The 19,093-nt window shown below is 69.4% G+C and carries 17 protein-coding genes; 2 read left to right on the forward strand and 15 right to left on the reverse strand.

Annotated features, from left to right (window positions below; translation table 11 throughout):
* Positions 1-145: 145 nt before the first annotated feature.
* The 13 genes from ABD951_RS19000 to ABD951_RS19060 form a co-directional block, all read right to left on the reverse strand.
* Positions 146-1,384: a cytochrome P450 gene (locus tag ABD951_RS19000; protein ID WP_345348481.1), complete on the reverse strand. Its 1,239-nt coding sequence runs from the start codon at positions 1,382-1,384 to the stop codon at positions 146-148.
* A gap of 28 nt (positions 1,385-1,412) precedes the next feature.
* Positions 1,413-1,664: a ferredoxin gene (locus ABD951_RS19005; RefSeq protein WP_345348484.1), complete on the reverse strand. Its 252-nt coding sequence runs from the start codon at positions 1,662-1,664 to the stop codon at positions 1,413-1,415.
* The gene (locus ABD951_RS19010; protein ID WP_345348487.1) at positions 1,661-2,536 is read right to left on the reverse strand and encodes an SDR family NAD(P)-dependent oxidoreductase; all 876 of its coding nucleotides are present in this window, start codon (positions 2,534-2,536) and stop codon (positions 1,661-1,663) included. The genes ABD951_RS19005 and ABD951_RS19010 overlap by 4 nt, the downstream gene beginning before the upstream one ends.
* Before the next feature lie 329 nt (positions 2,537-2,865).
* Entirely contained in the window at positions 2,866-3,747 is an 882-nt protein-coding gene (locus ABD951_RS19015; protein WP_345348490.1) for a sulfurtransferase, read from the reverse strand.
* A 147-nt stretch (positions 3,748-3,894) separates the two neighbouring features.
* The gene (locus tag ABD951_RS19020) at positions 3,895-5,250 is read right to left on the reverse strand and encodes an MFS transporter (RefSeq protein ID WP_345348493.1); all 1,356 of its coding nucleotides are present in this window, start codon (positions 5,248-5,250) and stop codon (positions 3,895-3,897) included.
* 462 nt (positions 5,251-5,712) lie between these two features.
* The gene (locus tag ABD951_RS19025) at positions 5,713-8,121 is read right to left on the reverse strand and encodes a CaiB/BaiF CoA transferase family protein (RefSeq protein ID WP_345348496.1); all 2,409 of its coding nucleotides are present in this window, start codon (positions 8,119-8,121) and stop codon (positions 5,713-5,715) included.
* A gap of 28 nt (positions 8,122-8,149) precedes the next feature.
* Positions 8,150-9,592 carry an aldehyde dehydrogenase gene (locus ABD951_RS19030; protein ID WP_345348500.1) on the reverse strand — a complete coding sequence of 481 codons (1,443 nt, stop codon included), beginning with the start codon at positions 9,590-9,592 and terminating at the stop codon, positions 8,150-8,152.
* A 116-nt stretch (positions 9,593-9,708) separates the two neighbouring features.
* Positions 9,709-10,893 carry a thiolase C-terminal domain-containing protein gene (locus tag ABD951_RS19035; RefSeq protein ID WP_345348503.1) on the reverse strand — a complete coding sequence of 395 codons (1,185 nt, stop codon included), beginning with the start codon at positions 10,891-10,893 and terminating at the stop codon, positions 9,709-9,711.
* Positions 10,890-11,330 (reverse strand): Zn-ribbon domain-containing OB-fold protein, encoded by a 441-nt coding sequence (locus tag ABD951_RS19040; protein WP_345348506.1) that lies wholly within the window; start codon positions 11,328-11,330, stop codon positions 10,890-10,892. Before ABD951_RS19040 ends, ABD951_RS19035 begins: the two co-directional genes overlap by 4 nt.
* Complete coding sequence (locus ABD951_RS19045; protein ID WP_345348509.1) at positions 11,327-11,641, reverse strand: hypothetical protein; 315 nt, start codon at positions 11,639-11,641, stop codon at positions 11,327-11,329. Before ABD951_RS19045 ends, ABD951_RS19040 begins: the two co-directional genes overlap by 4 nt.
* Positions 11,642-11,769: 128 nt before the next feature.
* Positions 11,770-13,251, reverse strand: coding sequence for an acetyl-CoA acetyltransferase (locus ABD951_RS19050; RefSeq protein ID WP_345348512.1), 1,482 nt, complete (start codon positions 13,249-13,251; stop codon positions 11,770-11,772).
* Positions 13,248-14,285 (reverse strand): LLM class F420-dependent oxidoreductase, encoded by a 1,038-nt coding sequence (locus ABD951_RS19055; RefSeq protein ID WP_345348515.1) that lies wholly within the window; start codon positions 14,283-14,285, stop codon positions 13,248-13,250. Before ABD951_RS19055 ends, ABD951_RS19050 begins: the two co-directional genes overlap by 4 nt.
* A gap of 66 nt (positions 14,286-14,351) precedes the next feature.
* Positions 14,352-15,161, reverse strand: a complete 810-nt coding sequence (locus tag ABD951_RS19060) for an enoyl-CoA hydratase/isomerase family protein (protein ID WP_345348518.1) — start codon at positions 15,159-15,161, stop codon at positions 14,352-14,354.
* A 134-nt stretch (positions 15,162-15,295) separates the two neighbouring features.
* Between ABD951_RS19060 and ABD951_RS19065 the strand changes: the two genes are divergently transcribed.
* Positions 15,296-16,117 carry a glucose 1-dehydrogenase gene (locus ABD951_RS19065; protein ID WP_345348521.1) on the forward strand — a complete coding sequence of 274 codons (822 nt, stop codon included), beginning with the start codon at positions 15,296-15,298 and terminating at the stop codon, positions 16,115-16,117.
* 62 nt (positions 16,118-16,179) lie between these two features.
* Here ABD951_RS19065 and ABD951_RS19070 read toward each other — a convergent pair whose 3' ends face one another.
* Together ABD951_RS19070 and ABD951_RS19075 are read right to left on the reverse strand one after the other, a co-directional pair.
* Positions 16,180-16,932 (reverse strand): SDR family oxidoreductase, encoded by a 753-nt coding sequence (locus ABD951_RS19070; protein WP_425569888.1) that lies wholly within the window; start codon positions 16,930-16,932, stop codon positions 16,180-16,182.
* Positions 16,929-18,452 (reverse strand): class I adenylate-forming enzyme family protein, encoded by a 1,524-nt coding sequence (locus tag ABD951_RS19075; RefSeq protein ID WP_345348524.1) that lies wholly within the window; start codon positions 18,450-18,452, stop codon positions 16,929-16,931. Before ABD951_RS19075 ends, ABD951_RS19070 begins: the two co-directional genes overlap by 4 nt.
* A 184-nt stretch (positions 18,453-18,636) precedes the next feature.
* Between ABD951_RS19075 and ABD951_RS19080 the strand changes: the two genes are divergently transcribed.
* On the forward strand, positions 18,637-18,978 hold the full coding sequence (locus tag ABD951_RS19080; protein ID WP_345348527.1) for a hypothetical protein: 342 nt from the start codon (positions 18,637-18,639) through the stop codon (positions 18,976-18,978).
* Positions 18,979-19,093 lie beyond the last annotated feature (115 nt).

Genomic DNA, 19,093 nt, shown 5'->3' on the forward strand with positions numbered 1-19,093 from the left:
CGTATCTCGTCCGTATCCACCCCATAGGAGTGTCCCGGCGTGGCCGCCCCCTTGCGGCCGCACCGGGACACCCGGGTGGCGTCCGGCCCCCTCTCTGCCGACCCCTACCCTGCGATGCTGGTCTTCTCCTGCCGGGCAGGCTCGTTCACACCGCCGGTGTGAACTGGATCGGAAGGCGCGCACAGCCACGCACCTGGCTGCCGTGCAGGATCGGCGGATCCGCCTCCACGAGGCGGTAGTCCGGGATACGCCGGTGCAGTTCCTCGAGAGCAATGGACAGTTCGATCCGCGCGAGGTGCGATCCGAGGCAGCGGTGCGCGCCCGAGCCGAACGAGAGGTGCCGATTCGGATGCCGTTCCAGCTGAAGGTCGTTCGGGTCATCGAACTCGCCCTCGTCCCGATTGGCGGAGCAGAGCATCAGGATGAGCTGGTCACCCGCCTTGATCTGGACGCCGCCGAGTTCGACGTCGCGGGTGGCACACCGCCCCGGCACGACCGCCGCCTCGATTCGGAGGATCTCCTCGACCGCACTCGCGATCAGATCGTCGTTCTCGATCAGCTCCGCGCGCTGCTCCGGGTTGTTGTAGAGATGGATGACGGCCCAGGCGAGAGAGCCCTGCACCGTGTGCAGCCCGGCAATGAGGAGCAGGAAGAACATCCGGTTGAGTTCCTCGTCGGTCAGCAGCCGCTTGCCGTCCTCGAGCTCGACCTCGGTGTGGATCAGCGCCGAGGTGACGTCGTCACCCGGATTCTTCCGCCGCTCGTCGACGATCTTCTGGAAGTAGCCCAGCATCTCGAAGCCGGCCATGGCCCGAGCCTGCTGCGACTCTTCCTCGGTTCCACCGGGTTTGCCGACGAGGATGGTGTCCGTTGCCGCGGTGAACATCGGGGCGTCCTCGACCGGCCAGTCCATCAGTGCCAGGAACACCCGGGTGGGCAGCTCGTGCGCGAACTCGCTGATGAACTCCGCTTCACCCTTCGCGGCGAAGCCGTCGATCAGCTCGTTGACCAGATCCCGGATCTGCTCGGTCAGCGCCTTCATCCGGTTGGGGGAGAACAGCGGCTGCAGGGCGAGTCGGTAGCCGGTGTGCTCCGGCGGGTCGAGCTCGATCGGGATGAACTTGCCCATGCCGCCCGGCCCGGTGACGAGGTTGTTCGGGTAGCTCGAGAAGGTCTCCGGATCGCGCAGGACCTCGTGAATCTCCTTGTAGTGCGTGACGATCCAGTGCCCACCGTGAGCGGTGGAGTACACGACCGGGCCCTTGCCGGCAAGCTCGGCGACGCGATCCTGGATCGTGTCGACCGGCGCGGTCAGGGCCGGGTCGTAGATGTCGAAGTCGACGACGAGATCGCTGGGCGCGTCGTCCAGAGTGGTGGTGGTCATGTCGTTCCTTCCTCGGAACTGGTTCTGATCAGACGGATTCGACGGTGAGGGCGCGTTCCGGGCACACCTGCACGGCGGCCCGGGCGGCGTCGATCTCGGCTGCGGTTTCGAGCGGATCGCGCACAATCACGGGATCACCCTGATCGTCGCAATCGAGCACCTCGGGATACCCGCCGTAACACAGGCCGTGACCGGCGCACGCGGAGCGATCGACGTTCAGGCGAATCCCGGTCCCGTTTCCGGTGCTGTGGCCGGACGAGGCGGCGGACGTGGCGGTCATGCGCCGTGGCCGTCTGTCGAGGGTTCCAGGTCCTCCGGGAACCACATGCCGACGCGGGACAGTGTTCCGCCGTCGGTGGTCGGCAGCACGACACCCGACATGTAGGCAGAGTCGTCCGACACCATGAACAGCGCCGCTCGGGCGTTGTCGTCGAGTGACGGCGGACGGCCCAGCTTGAGCGGGATCGGCGAGACTCCCGGATCCCAGGGGCCGGCGACCTCCTCGTAGGACTTCCCGACGACCGGAGTGCCCTCCGGCGCGAGGAAGTTCGGCGACATGCCGTGGGTGGGCGCGATGGCATTGACGCGAATGCCGTACCTGCCCAGGTCCAGGCTCAGCCCGCGAACGAGCCCGTTCACGCCGGCTTTCGTCGCCGAATACATCGCGATGCTGTGGTAGGCCACCAGGGACGCGGCCGACGAGGTCGCGAGGATGACGCCGCCACCCTGCTTGCGCATCGTGGGAACGACGGCCTTCGCGGTGTAGAAGACACCGGAGAGGTTCACGCCGACCACATCCTGCCAGTCGGCGTCGGTGAGGTCCTCGAAGTCGACCTGCTCTCCTCCGGCCACGGACGGCACTCCGCCGCGAGAAACGATGCCGGCGTTGGCAAATGCGATGTCGACGGCACCGAACGCGTCGACGGTCGTCGCGACGGCGTCGGCGACCTGCTTCTCGCTCCGGACGTCCGCCGTGATCGCGATCGCGGTACCGCCCTGTTCCTCGACGAGCGCGACCGTGCCCTTGGCCCGTTCGGCATCGATGTCGACGACGGCGATCGTGGCGCCCTCGGAGGCGAACAGCTGCGAAGACCGCCGTCCGAGCCCCGACCCTGCGCCGGTGATCAGGGCGACCTTGCCGTTGAGTTTCATACGAGCTCCTTGTGTGAAGGGGAGTGCATGGTGAGCCACGTGCTACAGCGGTGGTAGCCGTGGAGAGATGTCACCCGAGCCGGGCGACCTGAAGACCTTTGCCGGAGGCGGTGCCCCTCGCGGCGTGTGACCGACATTACATCTACGGACACATGACGTCAATCGATTTTTGTCAGCAGCTCGGCATTTCGTCGGTAGGAGCACTGAGCTCCACGAGAGGGCCGAGCACCGGGCGGGGCTCAGCGCACTACAGACGCCTGCGTCCTGCGAATACAGCAGTGGGGCGGACCGTGACGGTCCGCCCCACTGTGCCCCCTCGTCACACCGAATCAGGCGGTCGGCTCACCGACCTCGAGGGGCAGCGACTCGTCGGACACCCATTCGTTCATCGACCCGTCGTAGACGGCGACGTCCTCACGACCGAGCCGGGCGAGCTGGAAGGCGAGGAAGGTCGCCGCGATGCCGCCACCGCAGTAGGTGACCACCGACTTGTCCGCGTCGAGAGCACCCGCCTCGGCGAACAGCGGCCGGACCAGCTCCAGCCCGCCGACCCTGCCGTCCTCGGTGACCAGGTCGCCGAAGAAGACGTTCACGCTGTCCGGGATCCGGCCCGGACGCCCGTACCCGTAGGTGTCCACCTCACCCCGGAACGTCTGCGGCTCCAGCGAGTTCACCAGGACGCCGGCCGGGTTTCCGATCCCGGCGAGGATGCTCTCCTTCGTCGCGAGCAGTTCGGGCCGGCGCTCACCGGAGAAGGCTGCTGCCGGGTAGGTGTTGCTCCCGCCCTGCTCGATCTCGTGCCCTGCGGCCTTCCAGGCACCGAGACCGCCGTCGAGGACCGATACCCGGTCGAAGCCCTCCAGCCGCAGGTTCCACCACAGCCGGGTCGCCCACAGGTTCCCGCCCTGGTCGTAGAGAACGACATGGGTGTCCGGTCCGATGCCGAGGGCACCGGCCCGCTGCGCGAAGGTGTCGTGGTCGAGGCTGGTGAAGGCATACGGCGACTGCGTGTCGGCGAGGTCGCCGAACACGTCGGCGTGCGCGGCGCCGGGGATGCGCTCCGCCTCGTACGCCTCCCGCCCGGACGTGGTGAACGGTTCGCCCGCCTCGGTCTTCCCGTGCGAGATGCTGACGTCGTAGATCCGGATGTTCCGATCCGAACGGTGGGCGACGAGCCAGTCGGCGTCGACGAGCAGGGGGACGGTGGACATCGGGGTGCTCCAATCCTGCGCCACGGCAGCACCGGCCGTCGCGCGTCGAATAATCTAGTTGCTTTAGGCCAGAGTATCGTCCCGACCGAGAACGGCACGGGTTCCGATCCCCACGATCGGAACCCGTGCCGTGACGTCCGGGTGCGGCTACACCGGCAGAGTCTCGACGTCTCCGCCCGCCTCGAGCGATTCCGATCGCGTCCGCGAGAGTGCCGCCGCGACCAGGCCGAGGATCGCGATGCCGCAGAGCAGCAGGCTCAGCCAGGCGGTGGTGTCGTGGAAGGCCAGTGGCACCGCGACCACCGGCACGATGGCCGCGCCGAGGGCGTTACCGGTCTCCCGGCCCAGACCGAGTCCGCTGTAGGCATGCCGGGTCTCGAACAGTTCGGTGACGTAGGCGCCCATCGGGCCGAAGATCGACGCGACCCCGATGCCGTTGCCCAGAGCGAGGACGAGCCAGAACACGGTTGCGGAGCCGTGGTTCGAGAGCAGCCAGAACGCGGGCCACGCGAAGACGGCGCTGTAGACGAAGCCGAAGATGATCACCGGCCGTCGGCCCATCCGATCCGAGAGGCCACCGAACAGCGGGATCAGCAGTGCGTTGGCGACCTGGGCAAGAATCAGGCCGATGAGGATGTCGGTCTTGCCCAGCCCGAGCTGGTTGGCGCCGAAAGTGCCCATGAACACGATGAAGAAGTAGCCGATGCCCGTCATGCCGATGGCCATCACCATCACGGCGAGCAGTGCCCGCGGCTGCTGGCGAATCACGTCGCGGACCGGAGTCCGAGCCGTGTCATCCGCGTTCTCGATTCGCCTGAACTCCGGCGTCTCGGGCAGTGACCGCCGCAGCCACAGCCCGTAGGCGAGGATCAAACCACTGAGCAGGAACGGAATCCGCCACCCCCAGTCGAGAAAGTCCTCCTTCGACAGCAGGGTCGACACCAGCAGCAGTGCACTGGTACCCAGGACGCCACCGAGCGCCGAACCCATACCCGGGAGTGAGCCGAGCAGTCCCCGCTTGCGTTCCGGCGCGAACTCCACCGCAACCAGCGTGGCACCGCCGTACTCGGCGCTCGCGCCGATGCCCTGGAGGATCCGGAGGCACACCAGCAGGACGGGTGCGAGCCATCCGATCTGGGCGTATCCCGGCAGCACGCCGACAAGCATGGTGGCCGCGCCCATCAGTACAAGGGTCAGCACGAGAATTCGCTTGCGCCCGATACGGTCTCCGAGACTTCCGAGGACCACCCCGCCGATCGGGCGGACCAGGAAGCCGACCGCAAAGGTGCCGACCGCCTGCAGGGTCCCCAGGAACGGGCTCGATCCGGAGAAGAACACGCTCGCGAAGACCACCGAGGCCGCAGAAGCGTAGAGGCTGAAATCGTAGTATTCGAGCAGGGTTCCGACGAAGGCGGCGCGGCTGGCCCGGCGCGAGTCCGCGGTGGAGCGCGCCCGGCTCGAGTCCGTCAGGGTTTCGGTGACTTCGGTTCTGGTCTCGGTCATGCACACCTCGATGTGTGTAAGGCCGGGCGATCACCCGGAATGTCCTGTGATGCGCAACACATTAACCAATAGTCATTAGATTTGTCTACGGAAGATTCTTACGCTCGACTTGGCGCCAAATGCGTGCAACCACCATCTATTTCGATCGAAAGTTGAACTCCAGTCGACATCCGGCGAGCCCAGGCCGGACTCGTACGCGTGACGGACGGCGTGCGGGCCTGGTCGCAGGCCCGCTTGTTCGGATCGAAGCGGAACTCCTGCCGCGCAGGTGACGGCGGCATGATCGTGCCCGCATCGAGGAGGAATGGTGCGAAGTTCCGTCAACAGCGCGTGAATGCCGTTGCAGGTCTGCCGGTTCCACAGTACTGCGTCCATCCGGAAGCAAACTGCGACGACAGCACGTCACCCGAGATGACCTGCTGTCGTCGCAATTTCTAGGCGTTCCGGCCCGTGCTGTCCGGGCTAGCCGGTCGCCACCTCACGCACTAGGGCAGGGTCGGTCGCCGGAGGCTGCAACACCCCGGACCGCACCAGCGCATCGATCTCGGCGTCGTCCAGGCCGAGCAGTTCGGCGCAGATCTGCCGGGTCTGCTCGCCGGCCAGCGGAGCCTGACGGGTGGGCGGGTCGGCGATCTCGCCGAACACGGCGACCCGGGCGGTAGCGGACAGGGGCGTCGGCAGCAGCTCGTGCTCGACCGTCGTGTACGTGGCACGAGCGGTCAGCTGCGGGTCGGTGAGCAGTTGCGGCAGCCGCAGCATCGCCCCCGCCGGGACTCCCGCGGCCTGCAGCACCGCCGTCGCCTCCCGTGGGTCCCGGTCCCGCAGCCAGGTCGCGATGATGCCGTCCACCTCGCCGCGGTGCGCGATCCGCTGCGGGTTGGTGGCGAACCGCCTGTCCCCCACCAGGTCCGGACGATCGACCACACCGCACAGCGCCGCCCACTCGTCGTCGTCGCGGACGGTGACCACGCACCACTCGTCGTCACCGGCGCACGCGTACACGCCACTCGGCGCGGCGTACGGATCGACGTTGCCGGGCGCGGTGATCGTCCCGGGCCGGAGTCCCTCGGTGACCAGCTGGGTGCCGAGCTGCACCAACGCCGTGTCCGCCTGGGCCACCTCGAGGTTCGTTCCCCGTCCCGTCCGACGCCGGTCGATCAACGCGGCGAGCACCGCGATCGCGGTGACGTGCGCGGCGATGTGGTCGGGATACACGGTCTGGCCGTCGCAGAGCAGTTCCTCGTCGTCCGGGTACCGCCACAACGCCGACACCCCGCACGAAGCGCGCACCAGAGGGCCGTAGCCGAGCCGGGTGCGCCACGGTCCGGTGCTGCCGAACGCACTCGACTCCGACACCACGACACGGGGATTGATCTCGGCGAGGGTCTCGTACGACAAGCCCATCGACGCCAGGGTGCCGGGTTTGAAGTTGGCCAGCACCACGTCCGCATCGGTGACCAGCCGCCGGAAGAGGTCGACCCCCTCGGGGCTGCGCAGGTCGATCCCGAGACTGCGCTTGTTGCGGTGTCCCCAGGCGACGGACGCGGCCAGCGCCGCGCCGCGCTTGGATTGGCGCAACCCGTCCGGGAAGTTCGCGTTCTCGATCTTGATGACGTCGGCGCCGTAATCCGCGAACTGGCGGCTCAGCTCGGCGCCGAACACGATCACCCCGAGGTCGAGGACGCGCAGCCCAGCCAGCGGCGCGGACGACGGGTCACCCGTACCGGCGACGATGTCCCGCGCCGCGAAGGCCCGATCGTTGTGCTCGCCGAGTTGCGGTGCCCGCGTTCGGATCCCGGCACGATCTCCCCCGACACGGACATAACCCGACGGCACGCGGGCCCGGAGCCCGGGCGCGATCTCCGCGTCGACGAGGGAACCGGACGCCGCGAAGTGCTCGGTGGTGAGCACCTCGGCGAGGGTGTGCACACCGCCGACCGGCACGCCGCGGCGCGCCCCCTCCGCCACCAACTCCGTCTGGGTGTACGCGGAGAACAGCTGCTCGATCAGCGGGTGCAGGGTGTCCGCGGCCACGAACCGTGCGGGGATGGTGTCGTACTTCGGGTCCGCGAATTCCTCGGGTTCGCCGAGCCATTCGAACATGCCCCGCCACTGCCGCCTGGCGAGCAGGCAGATCCGGACGTGACCGTCCTTGCACGGGAACACCGGATAGAAGTTGGCGGCGTTCGGCCGTCCCCGCGGGAAGTCCTCGGACCGCGCGGCGGCCGCGGATCCCTGGGTGCCGAAACCGGGATCGAATCCGTGCACCATCGCCTCGAACGCGGACACGTCGACGGTCTCACCACGACCGGTACCCAATCGGCGGTGGTACGCGAGCAGCGCCGCCCAGGCGGCGTGGGCGCCGACGGTTTCCTCGACCAGCCCGGTCGGCGGCAGCAGCGGTTCGGCGCCGGGCGCGCCGGAGCGGGACAGGACACCGGAGAGCCCGTAGAGCACCTGCTCGGTCGCCACCCAGTCCCGGTACGGTCCGGTCTGGCCGAACCCGCTGATCGACACCCATACCAGTCCCGGTGCGACGGAGCGAATCTCGTTCGCACCGACACCGTACTCGGACAACCGGCCCGGGTGCAGCGACTCGATCAGGATGTCCGCCCCGGCGGCGAGGCCCCGCAGTCGCTCCCGGCCGGCGTCGGTGTCCAGGTCGAGCGTGATACCGAGCTTGTTGGCATTGCGCAGCGCGAACGGAATGCTGACGCCGTCGACGACGGGTTCGGCGGCACGCGACCGTGATCCGCCGGGCATCTCGATCCGGATCACCTCGGCGCCGAGGTCGGCGAGGTAGCGGCCGGAGGATTCGCCGAGACCGTCGGTGAGGTCCAGCACGCGGACGCCGTCCAGTGGAAGAGTCATCGTTGGCTCCGTTCGATCGGTGATTGCCCTAGCCGCCGAAGTAGACGGACTTGGCGCTGTAGTACGGGGCGAGCCCCTCCGGGCCCAGTTCGCGGCCGAGGCCCGACGCCTTGACGCCGCCGAACGGGGCCGCCAGGTCGAGCGCATAGTGGTTCACGCCGACGGTGCCGCTGTGGATCCGGTCGGCGATAGCCAGACCGCGCTCCTCGTCGGTGGTCCACACCGTGCCGCCGAGGCCGTACTCGGAGTCGTTGGCGATCGCGATCGCCTCCTCCTCGTCGCCGTACGGGGTGACGGTCAGGACGGGGCCAAAGATCTCCTCCTGCGCGATCCGCGCCGCGTTGTCCACGCCCTCGAACACGGTCGGCTCGACGTACCACCCGACCGACTGATCGGCGGGCGTCCCGCCACCGGCGGTGATGCGATACCCGTCGGCGCGGCCGGCCTCGATGTAGCCGAGCACCCGGTCACGCTGGGCGGCGCTGACCAGTGGACCGATCTGGGTGGCCTTGTCCAGCGGGTCGCCGATGCGCAACGCCCGCACGGTCTCGGTCACCGCGTCGACGACCTCGGAGTACCGGCTGCGCGGGGCGAGGATGCGGGTGCTGGCATGGCAGGTCTGCCCGTTGTTGACCAGGGACACCTCGAGCAGGTTTGCGGTGAACACGTCGAGGTCGGCGTCGGCCGCGACGATCGCGGCCGACTTGCCGCCGAGTTCCAGGGTAACCGGGCGCAGGAGCCGACCGCAGACCTCGCCGATGGCCCGCCCCGCGGGAGTCGATCCGGTGAACGCGACCTTGTCCACACCCGGGTGCTCCACCAGGTACGCGCTCACCTCCCGGCCGGCGGGCAACACATTGACCACACCGGCCGGAAGCCCCGCCTCCACGGCGGCGTCGGCGAAAACGAAGGCGTCGAGCGCCGTCTCGGGTGCCGGCTTGAGCACCACGGTGCAGCCGGCGGCGAGGGCGGGGGCGATCTTCATCGCCGCCAGCGACTGCGGGTAGTTCCACGGGGTGATCGCGGCGACCACACCCACCGGCTCCCGGCGGACCACCGTGCGTCCCCCGAACACGCTGGGTCGCACGTCGTCCCGCTCCGCGCGGCGAATCAGGTCCGCGTAGTAGCCGACCATCAGGCCCGGGGCGTAGCCGTTGGCACCGATCGACAGCGAGATCGGCATGCCGTTCTCGCGGCTGCTCAACACCGCGGTCTGCTTCGCCCTGCCCTTGAGGGCCGCCGCGAACCGGTCGAGGTGATCGGCGCGCTGTTCGGCGGTCAGGGCGCGCCACGGCGTCAGCGCCCGGCGGGCGGCCGCCACCGCCGCGTCGACATCCGAGTTGTCGGCCAGGGCGGTGGTGCCCAGCACCTTCTCGGTGGCGGCCTCGATCACGTCGTAGGTCGAGTTCGAGTGCGGTGCGGCCCAATCGCCGTCGATGAAGAACGTGCGCCGGTCCAGGGTGGTGTCCATTGTGGATCCTCCGGTAGTGCTGTCGCGCCCGGGTCGGGCAGATGTCGCGCCCGGGTCGGGCAGATGTCGCGCCCGGGTCGGGCAGATGTCGCGCCCGGGTCGGGCAGATGTCTCGGTCAGAGAGTGTCTTCGTGGCCGAACAGCGTCGAGCTGACCAGCGGGGCCATCGGTCCGCCGATGAACAGCGAGGTGCGCGCCCCGGCAACGGGATTGGTCGAGGTGCCGCGAACCTGCCGGACGGCCTCGACGGCGAGCCCCATGCCGTTGACGAACGAGTCGGCGATGTTGCCGCCGCTGGTGTTCACCGGCAGCTTGCCGATCCCCGCGGTGAGGTTGTCGACGGTGAGCACCTCACCGGCGGCGGGGCCGGTCGGGGCCAGCCCGTGGTCGATCAACGCGGCCACGGCGGGCCCGCTGAAGTTCTCGTAGACCTGCACGACGTCCACGTCGTCCGGGCCTAGACCCGCTGCGGTCCACAACCTCTCGGCGACCCCGGGTCGTCCCGGTCGTCCGGCGAATCCCGCGCTCGTGTAGAGGTCGTCGTTGTCGATGATCGACGAGTAGCCGCCGGGTGCGCCCTGCGCACCGGCGAGCACGTAGGCGGCGTCGGGACGCATGCTCTTTGCCCGCTCGGCGGAGACCAGTACCAGCGCCACGGCACCGTCGCTCTCCCGTGAGCAGTCGAACAGGTGGAACGGTTCGGTGATCATCCGGGACGCGTCGTAGGTCGCCTCGTCGAGTGGCCTGCCGTATCCGGCGGCGGTGGGGTTGTTCTGCGCGTGCCGGTACGCGGCGAGCACGAGTGCCCGCATCGCCTCGCGGGGCACCCCGTCGTGCTCGAGCAGCCGCTGCGTGCGCAGGGCACACACCTGCGCGGGTGACCCGACGCCGTGCGCGAGGTAGTGCGGTCCGTAGAAGTACTTGGCGTACCCGAGGCGTCCGGTGTCCTCCTGCGCCATCGAGCGGTAGACGACGACGCACTCGGCTTGACCGGCCGCGATCGCGACGGCGGCGTTGTTGACGGCGGCGGCGACGGTGCCGCCTCCCCCGCCCCACATCATGTTCGACCAGCGCACGTCGTCGACGCCGAGGGCGCCGCCGATGATCGCACCGTCGTGCCCGCCGCCCGCGTAGGAGACGAATCCGTCGAGCTCGCGCGGGGAGATACCCGCGTCGGTGCACGCGGCGACGATGGCCTCGAGCGTCATCTGCAGCTCGCCGTGCGGCGCCTCACCGCGCTTGTAGTGCAGCTCGGACACGCCGACGACGGCGGCCGCTCCACGCATCGAGATCCCGGTCATGCCTGTGCTCCTTCGCGTCGACGCCACCGCAGCAGCGGCCAGGTCGCGCCCTCGTCGAGTTCGATGTGTCCGACCACCGGGTCGCCGATCCGGACGTCGGTGTCGTCACCGGTGAGAATGCCGAGGACCCTGCGGTTTCCGGCGCCGGGGAGTTCGACGAGGACCGTCACGTAGGGAACGCGGTCGGCGAGTTCGGTGATGAACGGGTAGTGGCTGCGCGCCCAGCTGTAGACGGTGCCGACCGGCTCGACGGTCTCCCAGCCGGGGTCGAAGGTGTGGCAGTGTCCACAGATCCACTGCGGGCCCCAGATCCACTCGGCGCAGTTGCCGCAGCGCTGCAGGCGCAGTTCGCCCTCGCGCAGTCCGTCCCAGTAGGGCAGGTCGAGTCCGTCCGCGGCCGGGCCCCAGGGGAATTCGACCGCAACGTCACCGCTCATGCCGTGGCTCCGGGCACCGCGAAGTTCTCCAGCGCCGCGGCCTTCCACTGCCCGTCACGCAGCTCCCAGATCGACCGCAGCCCGATCACGCCCTCGGGAGTGTCGTAGACCGTCTCACCGATCTGCCGGTCACCCTCGAGGCGCACGTCCTTGATCTCGAAGGCGTTGACGACGCCGCGCGGTACCGAGACTCCGTCGAAGACGGCGGGGATGTTCTCCTGCACCATGTCGGCGATGGCCGCCTTCATGTTTCCGGACACGACGTAGCCCACGTGACGCTCGTACAGCGTCCGAAAGTCCTCTGCCGACATTCGATTCTCCTTGCTCCACGGGCGCCCTCGGCGCCGGCCCGACGCGCTGCGCCGGTCTGCGATTTACCTTATGCCTTTAGGTAATGGTGCGTCAACGGTCGGGGTCACGTTTGGCGCCCGGGTCGAGCTCAGTCGAACCCGAACCCGCCGTCCTCGGCGACGACGACGCCCTCCCCCGCCTCCTCGGCGGCCAGCAGCCGGTTCAGCGCCGCGGGATCAGTTGTCGACGCGAGGGTGCGACCCCCGTCCGGGGTGCGGCCCGCGAGGAAGCCGCGCTCCGGCGCACCCGACCGGTCGTACAGCACCGCCCACGACTCCGCCCTCGCCGGGCCCGCGTACGTCGGATGCGCCTTCGTCGTCGGCTCGCGGTCCACCGCCGCCTGCACGTCGTCCCGTCGGAACCCGCCGACGGGCGGCTCGGTCCGGTACACCCCGAAGGCGTGTTTGGTGAGGTACCCGCTGTTCGCCGTGACGAGCCCGTAGCTGCCCGGCGACTCCCGCAGCCGGGTGGCCAGGGTGGCGATGGCGTGGGTGCTGTAGTTGTTCCACGGCCCGCCCGCGAAGGTGAGCCCACCGGTGAGGGTCAGGGGTCGCCCCGGATCATCCAGCGGCAGCCCCAGTTCCCGCGCCGCGACCTGGACCGCGGACGGGAAGCAGGAGTACACGTCGACGTGCGCGACGTCGTCCACACCGATGCCGGCCAGCTCGAGCGCCCGGGCACCGGCGATGCGGATGGCCGGCGAGCGGTCCAGCGCGCCGCGCTCGGCGATGTCGTAGGTGTCGTGCGACTCGGTGCCGGACTGCGGGAACACCCAGTTCTCGCGTGGGATCCCGAGCCGGGTCGCGACCTCCGCCGAGCAGAGCAGCAGCGCGGCGCCCTGCTCGACCATGTTGTTCGAGTTCAGCAACTTGGTGTACGGCGAGACGATCCACCGGTTGTCCGCGGACGGGGTGACGATCTCGGCGGCCGTGTACTCGCGCTGGGTCCAGGCGTGCGGGTTGGTCGCGGCGACCTTGCTGAACCCGGACCACAGGGCACCGATCGCGTCACGGTGCTCGCCCATCGTCCGACCGTCGGTGATGCGGAGCGCCTGCTCGAACAGCGGGTAGATGTAGGCCGGCCGGTCCAGACCGGCGCGCATCTCGGTGTCCGACTGCATCGGCACCTCGTCGACGACCAGCGGCGCCTTCGGTACCGACTCGTCCTGCACCGTCCAGTCGGGACGAATTCCCAGCCCACGCAACTTCATCCGGGTGCGCCACGACTCGGCCCCGCCGATCAGCACGACGTCGGACCGGCCTGCCGCGATGTCCTCGGACGCGGCATTCACGAGCACCTGCGGCGTGCTGCCGCCGCTACCGGTGTAGGCCGTGTGTCGCGGCGCGGCCCCGATCCGCTCCCCGACCAGAGCGCCGGGGTCGCGGTACTTCCACGACAGCAGGCCGACGATCCGGACGGAATCGACGAGTTCGAGCAGCCTGGCGCTGCCGGCCTCGTCCGCGGCCAGGCGGGCGGCGTCGGCAATCAGGTCCACCGGTTCGCGGCCACCGTCGCGGTTGTTGATCTGGCCGCCGCCGACGAGGACAGGGGTGCGGGGGTCCAGGGTCACGACCGCACCGCCTCGAGGATCCGTTCCCGCGACTCGGGCCGGGGCCAGCCGCCCAGGATCAGTGTCGTCAGACAGGTTGGCTTCCAACGGTTCACGATGTCCTCACAGATCTTGTCGGCCGGCCCGACGAGTGCGACGTCCTCGACCATCGCCGTGGGCACCGCCTGCGCGGCCAAATCCGCTCTGCCGCTCAGGTACAGCTCCTGAATCTCGGCGCACGCGTCACCCCAGCCCATCCGTACGAACACGTCGTTGTGGAAGTTCGCCTCCTTGGCACCCATGCCACCCGCGTACAGCGCGACCACGGGCTTGAGCCGGGATGCCGCCCGCTCGACGTCGTCGTCCTCGACCAGCCAGCACACATTGGCCACCTCGAAGTCGTCCGCGGTGCGGCGGGCGCCCTCGCGGGCGAAACCCTCGGCAAGGGCGGCGCGGTAGAAGTCGTCGGTCTTCGGCGAGAACCACAGCGGCGTCCAGCCGTCGGCGATCTCGGCGGCCAGGGCCACGTTCTTCGGCCCCTCGGCACCCATGTAGATCGGGATGTCGCGGCGGAGCGGATGCACGATCGACTTGAGCGGCTTCCCGAGTCCGGTCCCGCCCTGGTAGGGCAGCTGGTAGTGCCGCCCGTCGAACGTCACCGGCTCGTCCCGGGCCCACACCGTCCGCATGATCGCGATGTACTCGCGGGTGCGCTCGAGCGGTCGCGGGTACGGCTGTCCGTACCACCCCTCGACCACCTGCGGACCGGACGCGCCGATGCCGAGAATCACGCGACCACCGCTGAGGTGGTCGAGGGTCTGAGCCGCCATCGCCAGCGCGGTGGGCGTGCGCGCCGACATCTGGCACACCGAGGTGCCGAGCGCGATCTTCGAGGTGCGCGCGCCCCACCAGGCGAGCGGGGTCAGCGCGTCGGACCCGTAGGACTCGGCCGTCCAGAAGCTGTCGACACCGAGGGCCTCGGCCTCGGCAACGATCTGTTCCATCCGCCGCGGTGGTCCCGAGCCCCAGTACCCGGCCATGACTCCGACCTTCACTTCGGTACCGTCCCTTCGTCTCGTCTGTTCACAGCTGTTGTCCTGTCAGTGGTTCTGGTAGAGCTGTCACGCATTCCGGTAAACAGGGGGACGCTTCTCGAGGAACGAGTACACGGCCTCGCGGTGGTCCTTGGTCATGGCGGCGAGGATCTGTGTCCGGTTCTCCAGGTCGATCGCGGCGCGCAGGCTCGGAACCTCGAGGTTGGACCACATCACTTCCTTGGTCATCCACACGCCGAACGGGCTGTTGCGTGCGATGTTCTCGGCGGTGTCGAGCGCGGCACCGAGCAGCCGCTCCACCGGTTCGACCGAGGACACGATCCCCACGCGCTCGCACTCGGCGGCGTCGACGGGGCGTCCGGTGAGGAGAATCTCTGCCGCCCTGGAGAATCCGATCATCCGGGGAAGCAACCAGCTGACGCCGATGTCGCAGCTGGACTGCCCGCGATTGATGAACGAGGCGTGCAGTGCGGCGGTGTCGGCCATGATCCGGACGTCGGCCATCAGCGCGAGCGCCATCCCGCCGCCGGCGGCAGCGCCGTTGATCGCGGCGACCACCGGAGGCCGCGCGCCGCGGAACGCCTCGACCAGCGAGGCGATGTGCTGCTGCACCCGCATGCCCGCCTGCGGCCGCCCCTCGCCGGCGGCCGCGCCGGGCGGGGTGCCGTATCCGCGCAGGTCGATCCCCGCGCAGAAGGCCCGACCATTCCCGGTCAGCACGATCGCGCGGGTCTCGGAGTCGTGGCGGACGTCGGCCAGCACCGTGTGCAGTTCCTCGACGAGCTCGACGTTCAACGCGTTGAGGGCGTCCGCGCGGTTGAGGCGGATCAGCAGTACACCCGGCCGCGGCCGTTCGGTCAGGATCAGTTCGGACATGCGGGGCCTTCCCCTCGTGCGATGGCGACGGCCTCGACTTCGCACTGTGACCGTCGACATATCAAGCTAATGTCTTTAGGTTAATACCTCAAGGTCCATGGTTCGCACGGACGGCAGGGAAGGGACTCGACACAATGGCGGAACTGCACGGCAAGGTCGCGGTGGTCACCGGAGGCGCGAGCGGTATCGGTGCCGCGACCTGCGCTTTACTGGCGGAGCGGGGCGCCCGGGTGGTGGTGACCGACATCGACGACGCACGCGGTGAGGCGGTCGCGGCCGCCCTCGGCGAGGCCGGTGTCTACCTGCGCACCGACGTGACCCGCGAGGACGACATCGCGGCCGCGGTCGAGGCCGCGACCGAGCACTTCGGGCGACTGGACGCGATGGTGAACAACGCCGGGCGGGTCGGCGCGTGGACCTATCTCGAGGACACCACCGCCGACGAGTGGGACGCCTCGTTCGCGGTGCTGGCACGTAGTGCGTTCCTCGGCACCAAACACGCGGCGCGGGTGATGCGCGGGCAGGGCTTCGGCTCCGTCGTCAACGTGTCGTCGGTGGCCGGGGTGCGCACCGGCTTCGGCCCGCACCCGTACGGCGCCGCGAAGGCCGCCGTGCTGCAGATGACCCGCAGCGCCGCACGCGAACTGGCCGAGTTCCACGTCCGGGTCAACGCCGTCACGCCCGGCGGCGTCGCCACCCGGATCGTGGGCCACGGCGCGGGCCTGCACGGGGACGCGCTGGATGCGAGCGTCGCCGGTGTCCGCAAGGGACTGGCATCGTTCCAGCCGATTCCGCGTGCGGGCGAGGGCGAGGACATCGCCGGCGCGATCGCCTACCTGATCTCCGACGCCGCCTCGTTCGTCACCGGGCAGAACATCGTCGTCGACGGTGGCCTGACCCTCGGCAAGGCGTGGCCGGGCAACTACCGGGCCGAGGCCGACGCCGCCAGGCGCTGACGCACCTGTGAGCCCTTTCGGTCCCACGCGGACCGAAAGGGCTCACAGGTGGCGGAGCTGCCTCAGATGCCGACCGGTCCACCGAGCCACACGCCGACCTCTTCCCCGGACACGTGCCCGCCCTCCTCGCTGACCAGGAACGACACCGTGGACGCGATGGACTCGGCCGGGATCCTCGGCCAGAGGGCCGCGAGGTTCTCCACCGCGTTCTCGCCGCCCGACGCGATGATGTCGGTCTCCACGAACCCCGGCATCACGGTGTTGACGGTGATCCCGCGGCGCGCGACCTCGAGCGCCATCGAGCGGGTCATGCCGACCAGCCCCGCCTTGGCGGCCGAGTAGGCGCTCATGCCCGGCGACGGCCGCCGCCCACCCGACGGGCTGCTGACGAAGACGACTCGACCCCAACCGCTCTCGTACATCGCGGGCAACGCAGCGTGCGTGCAGTAGAACGCCCCGCTGAGGTTGACGCCGATCACCCGGTCCCAGTCCCGCGGGGACTGCTTGCGCGCCGCCCCGGCGATGTTCATGCCGGCGTTGTTCACCAACACGGTGGGTGCACCGAGTTCGGCCGTCGTCGCGGCGATCAACCGCTCGGCCTGCACCGCGTCGGACACGTCCGCGCGGATCGCGACCGCGCGTCCTCCGCCGGCGACGATCTTGTCCACGACGTCCTCCGCGTCCGCCGCGCTGGACGAGTAGTTGACCGCCACCGCGAACCCGTCGGCCGCCAGCCGCCGGGAGATCGCGGCCCCGATCCCCCGCCCGCCTCCGGTCACCACCGCCACCCGCTGCTGCTCCGACACCACCGTCACCGCACCTTCGGGTAGGTCTGCGGCACATCGGAATAGGTCTCCCGCAGATCGCGCTTGGAGATCTTGCCGCTCGCCATCCGGGGCAAACCGCCGTCGACGAACACGACGTACCGCGGGACCTTGAAGTCGGCGAGGTTCCGGTTGCAGTGCTCGACGACGTCCGACTCGGTCAGCCCCGCCACCTTCTTCACGATCGCGGCCGGTGTCTCGCCGAACTTCTCGTCGGGGACGCTGATCACCGCGACCTCCTCAACACCGGGCATCCGGTTGATCACCTGCTCGATCTCGGCGGGCGAGATGTTCAGGCCGCCGGAGATGATCATGTCCTTGAGTCGATCGACGAACGTGAGGTAGCCGTTCTCGTCGAGCTTTCCGAGGTCGCCGGTGTGCAGCCAGCCGTCGATCAGCGCGGCGCGGGTGGCGTCCTCGTCGCGCCAGTATCCGGGCATCATGCCCGGGCCGCGCAGCAGGATCTGCCCGACCTCTCCGGGGGCGCAGTCGTTCCCGTCGGCGTCGACCACGCGAATCCTGGTGAAGATGCCACCGAACCCGCACTTGTCGGGGTGTTCGGCCGCCTCGTGGCGGGGCATCGCGGTGGCAGATCCGCCGATCTCGGTCTGCCCGTAGATCTGCCGCAGCTGCACACCACGGGCCAGCCAGACCCCGACCAGCGCCGAGGGCACCCGGGCGCCACCGACGTGGGCGGTGGTCAGGTGGCTCAGGTCCGCGCCCTCGAAGCCGGGCACGCGGGAGATCTGCTCGAACAGGATCGGCGGTCCGGTCAGGGTCGTGGCGCGGCTGCCCTTCATCACCCGCAGGGCCGCCTCGGGATCGAACCCCGGCTGCAGCAACAACGTGCCGCCGTGCAGGACGGTGCGGGAAATGCCCCAGATGATGCCTGCCGCGGTGAAGAGCGGAAGCACGAGCAGCGGGCGCAGGCCGTTCTGCTCGATCGGTTCCATCAGCGACCACTCGTGCATCTCGCCGGCGATCGTGGCGTGCGTGAACACGACCCCCTTCGGCTTGCCGGTGGTGCCGCTGGTGAACACGATCGCGGTGGGCTCGGACTGCTCTGTCACCGGCGTGTGGAACGGCGCGTGTGCGGCACCGCGGAGCGGGCGGACGTCCGTCTCGAACTCCGCGATGGCGAAGGTGCCGCGCGCCGCGTGCACCTCGTCGAGTCGCGACCGCAGGCCCGCGTCGCAGTACACGACCGTGGGCTCGCAGTCCTCGACGAGGGTGGTCAGCTCGCCGGCGAGCATCCGCTGGTTGAACGGCGCCGAGATGGCGCCGACCTTCATCGCGCCGAGTGCCGCGACGCACCATTCCAGGGAGTTGGTGCCGAGGTAGCTGACGCGGTCCCCGGCCGCCACGCCTCGCGCCGCGAGGTCGTGGGCGACGCCGTCCGCCCAGGTGTCGAGTTCGCGGTAGGTCACGACGTCGCCGGCGAAGTCGATCGCCGGCTGGTCGGGGACGGTCCGCGCCCAGTAAGTCAGTGCGTCGATCACGGTTCCGGTCATGGAAGGCCTCCCGAGTAGTCGTCGCGGCCGGATTCTCGTCGCCCGCCGCAGCGCAGGACAGGGGTACGTGGCACCCGTCGGGTGGCCCACGTCACAGCGGTAAACCTAATGGTATTTGGTTCTCTGCACAAGGGCGACTTCACGGCACCTGGCCTGCGGGCCGAGAGTTTGTACGCTGCATCTCATGTCGAACGTATTCCTGACGGCGGTGGGCGCCGAGTCGACGATGCCGGAGCGCAGCACGGTCGCCGCGCACCCGGCGGTCTGGCTCGTGCGGTCACCAGACGGAATGGACGTGTTCGACGCGACGTTCGGCCAGGTGCTCCACACCGCGAAGTTCGAGGGATACGGTACGTCGACGGTGTCGGACACCCTCGACTACGCCGCGGTCACTCTTCAGGATCGGGCGCAGCTGCGTGGGCGCGACGGCACGGTGGTCTGGGAGCACGTGCACGGCGGTTGGCCGCAGTGGGGAACGGGCTCCGCGTACTGGGATTCGGCAACGGAGACGTTCGCGTTCACGTAACCGGGCGACGACAGCGACCACTGGCGCCTCGTCCGCGATGGGAGGACGGCGGCAACCGTCGAGCTCACCGAGCTGACCGCGGGAGGATCACATGTCGCGCGCAGCGCGGACGGCC

Origin of the sequence: Rhodococcus olei (assembly GCF_039540555.1) — a bacterium.
In the GTDB taxonomy this organism is placed as follows: domain Bacteria; phylum Actinomycetota; class Actinomycetes; order Mycobacteriales; family Mycobacteriaceae; genus Rhodococcus_G; species Rhodococcus_G olei.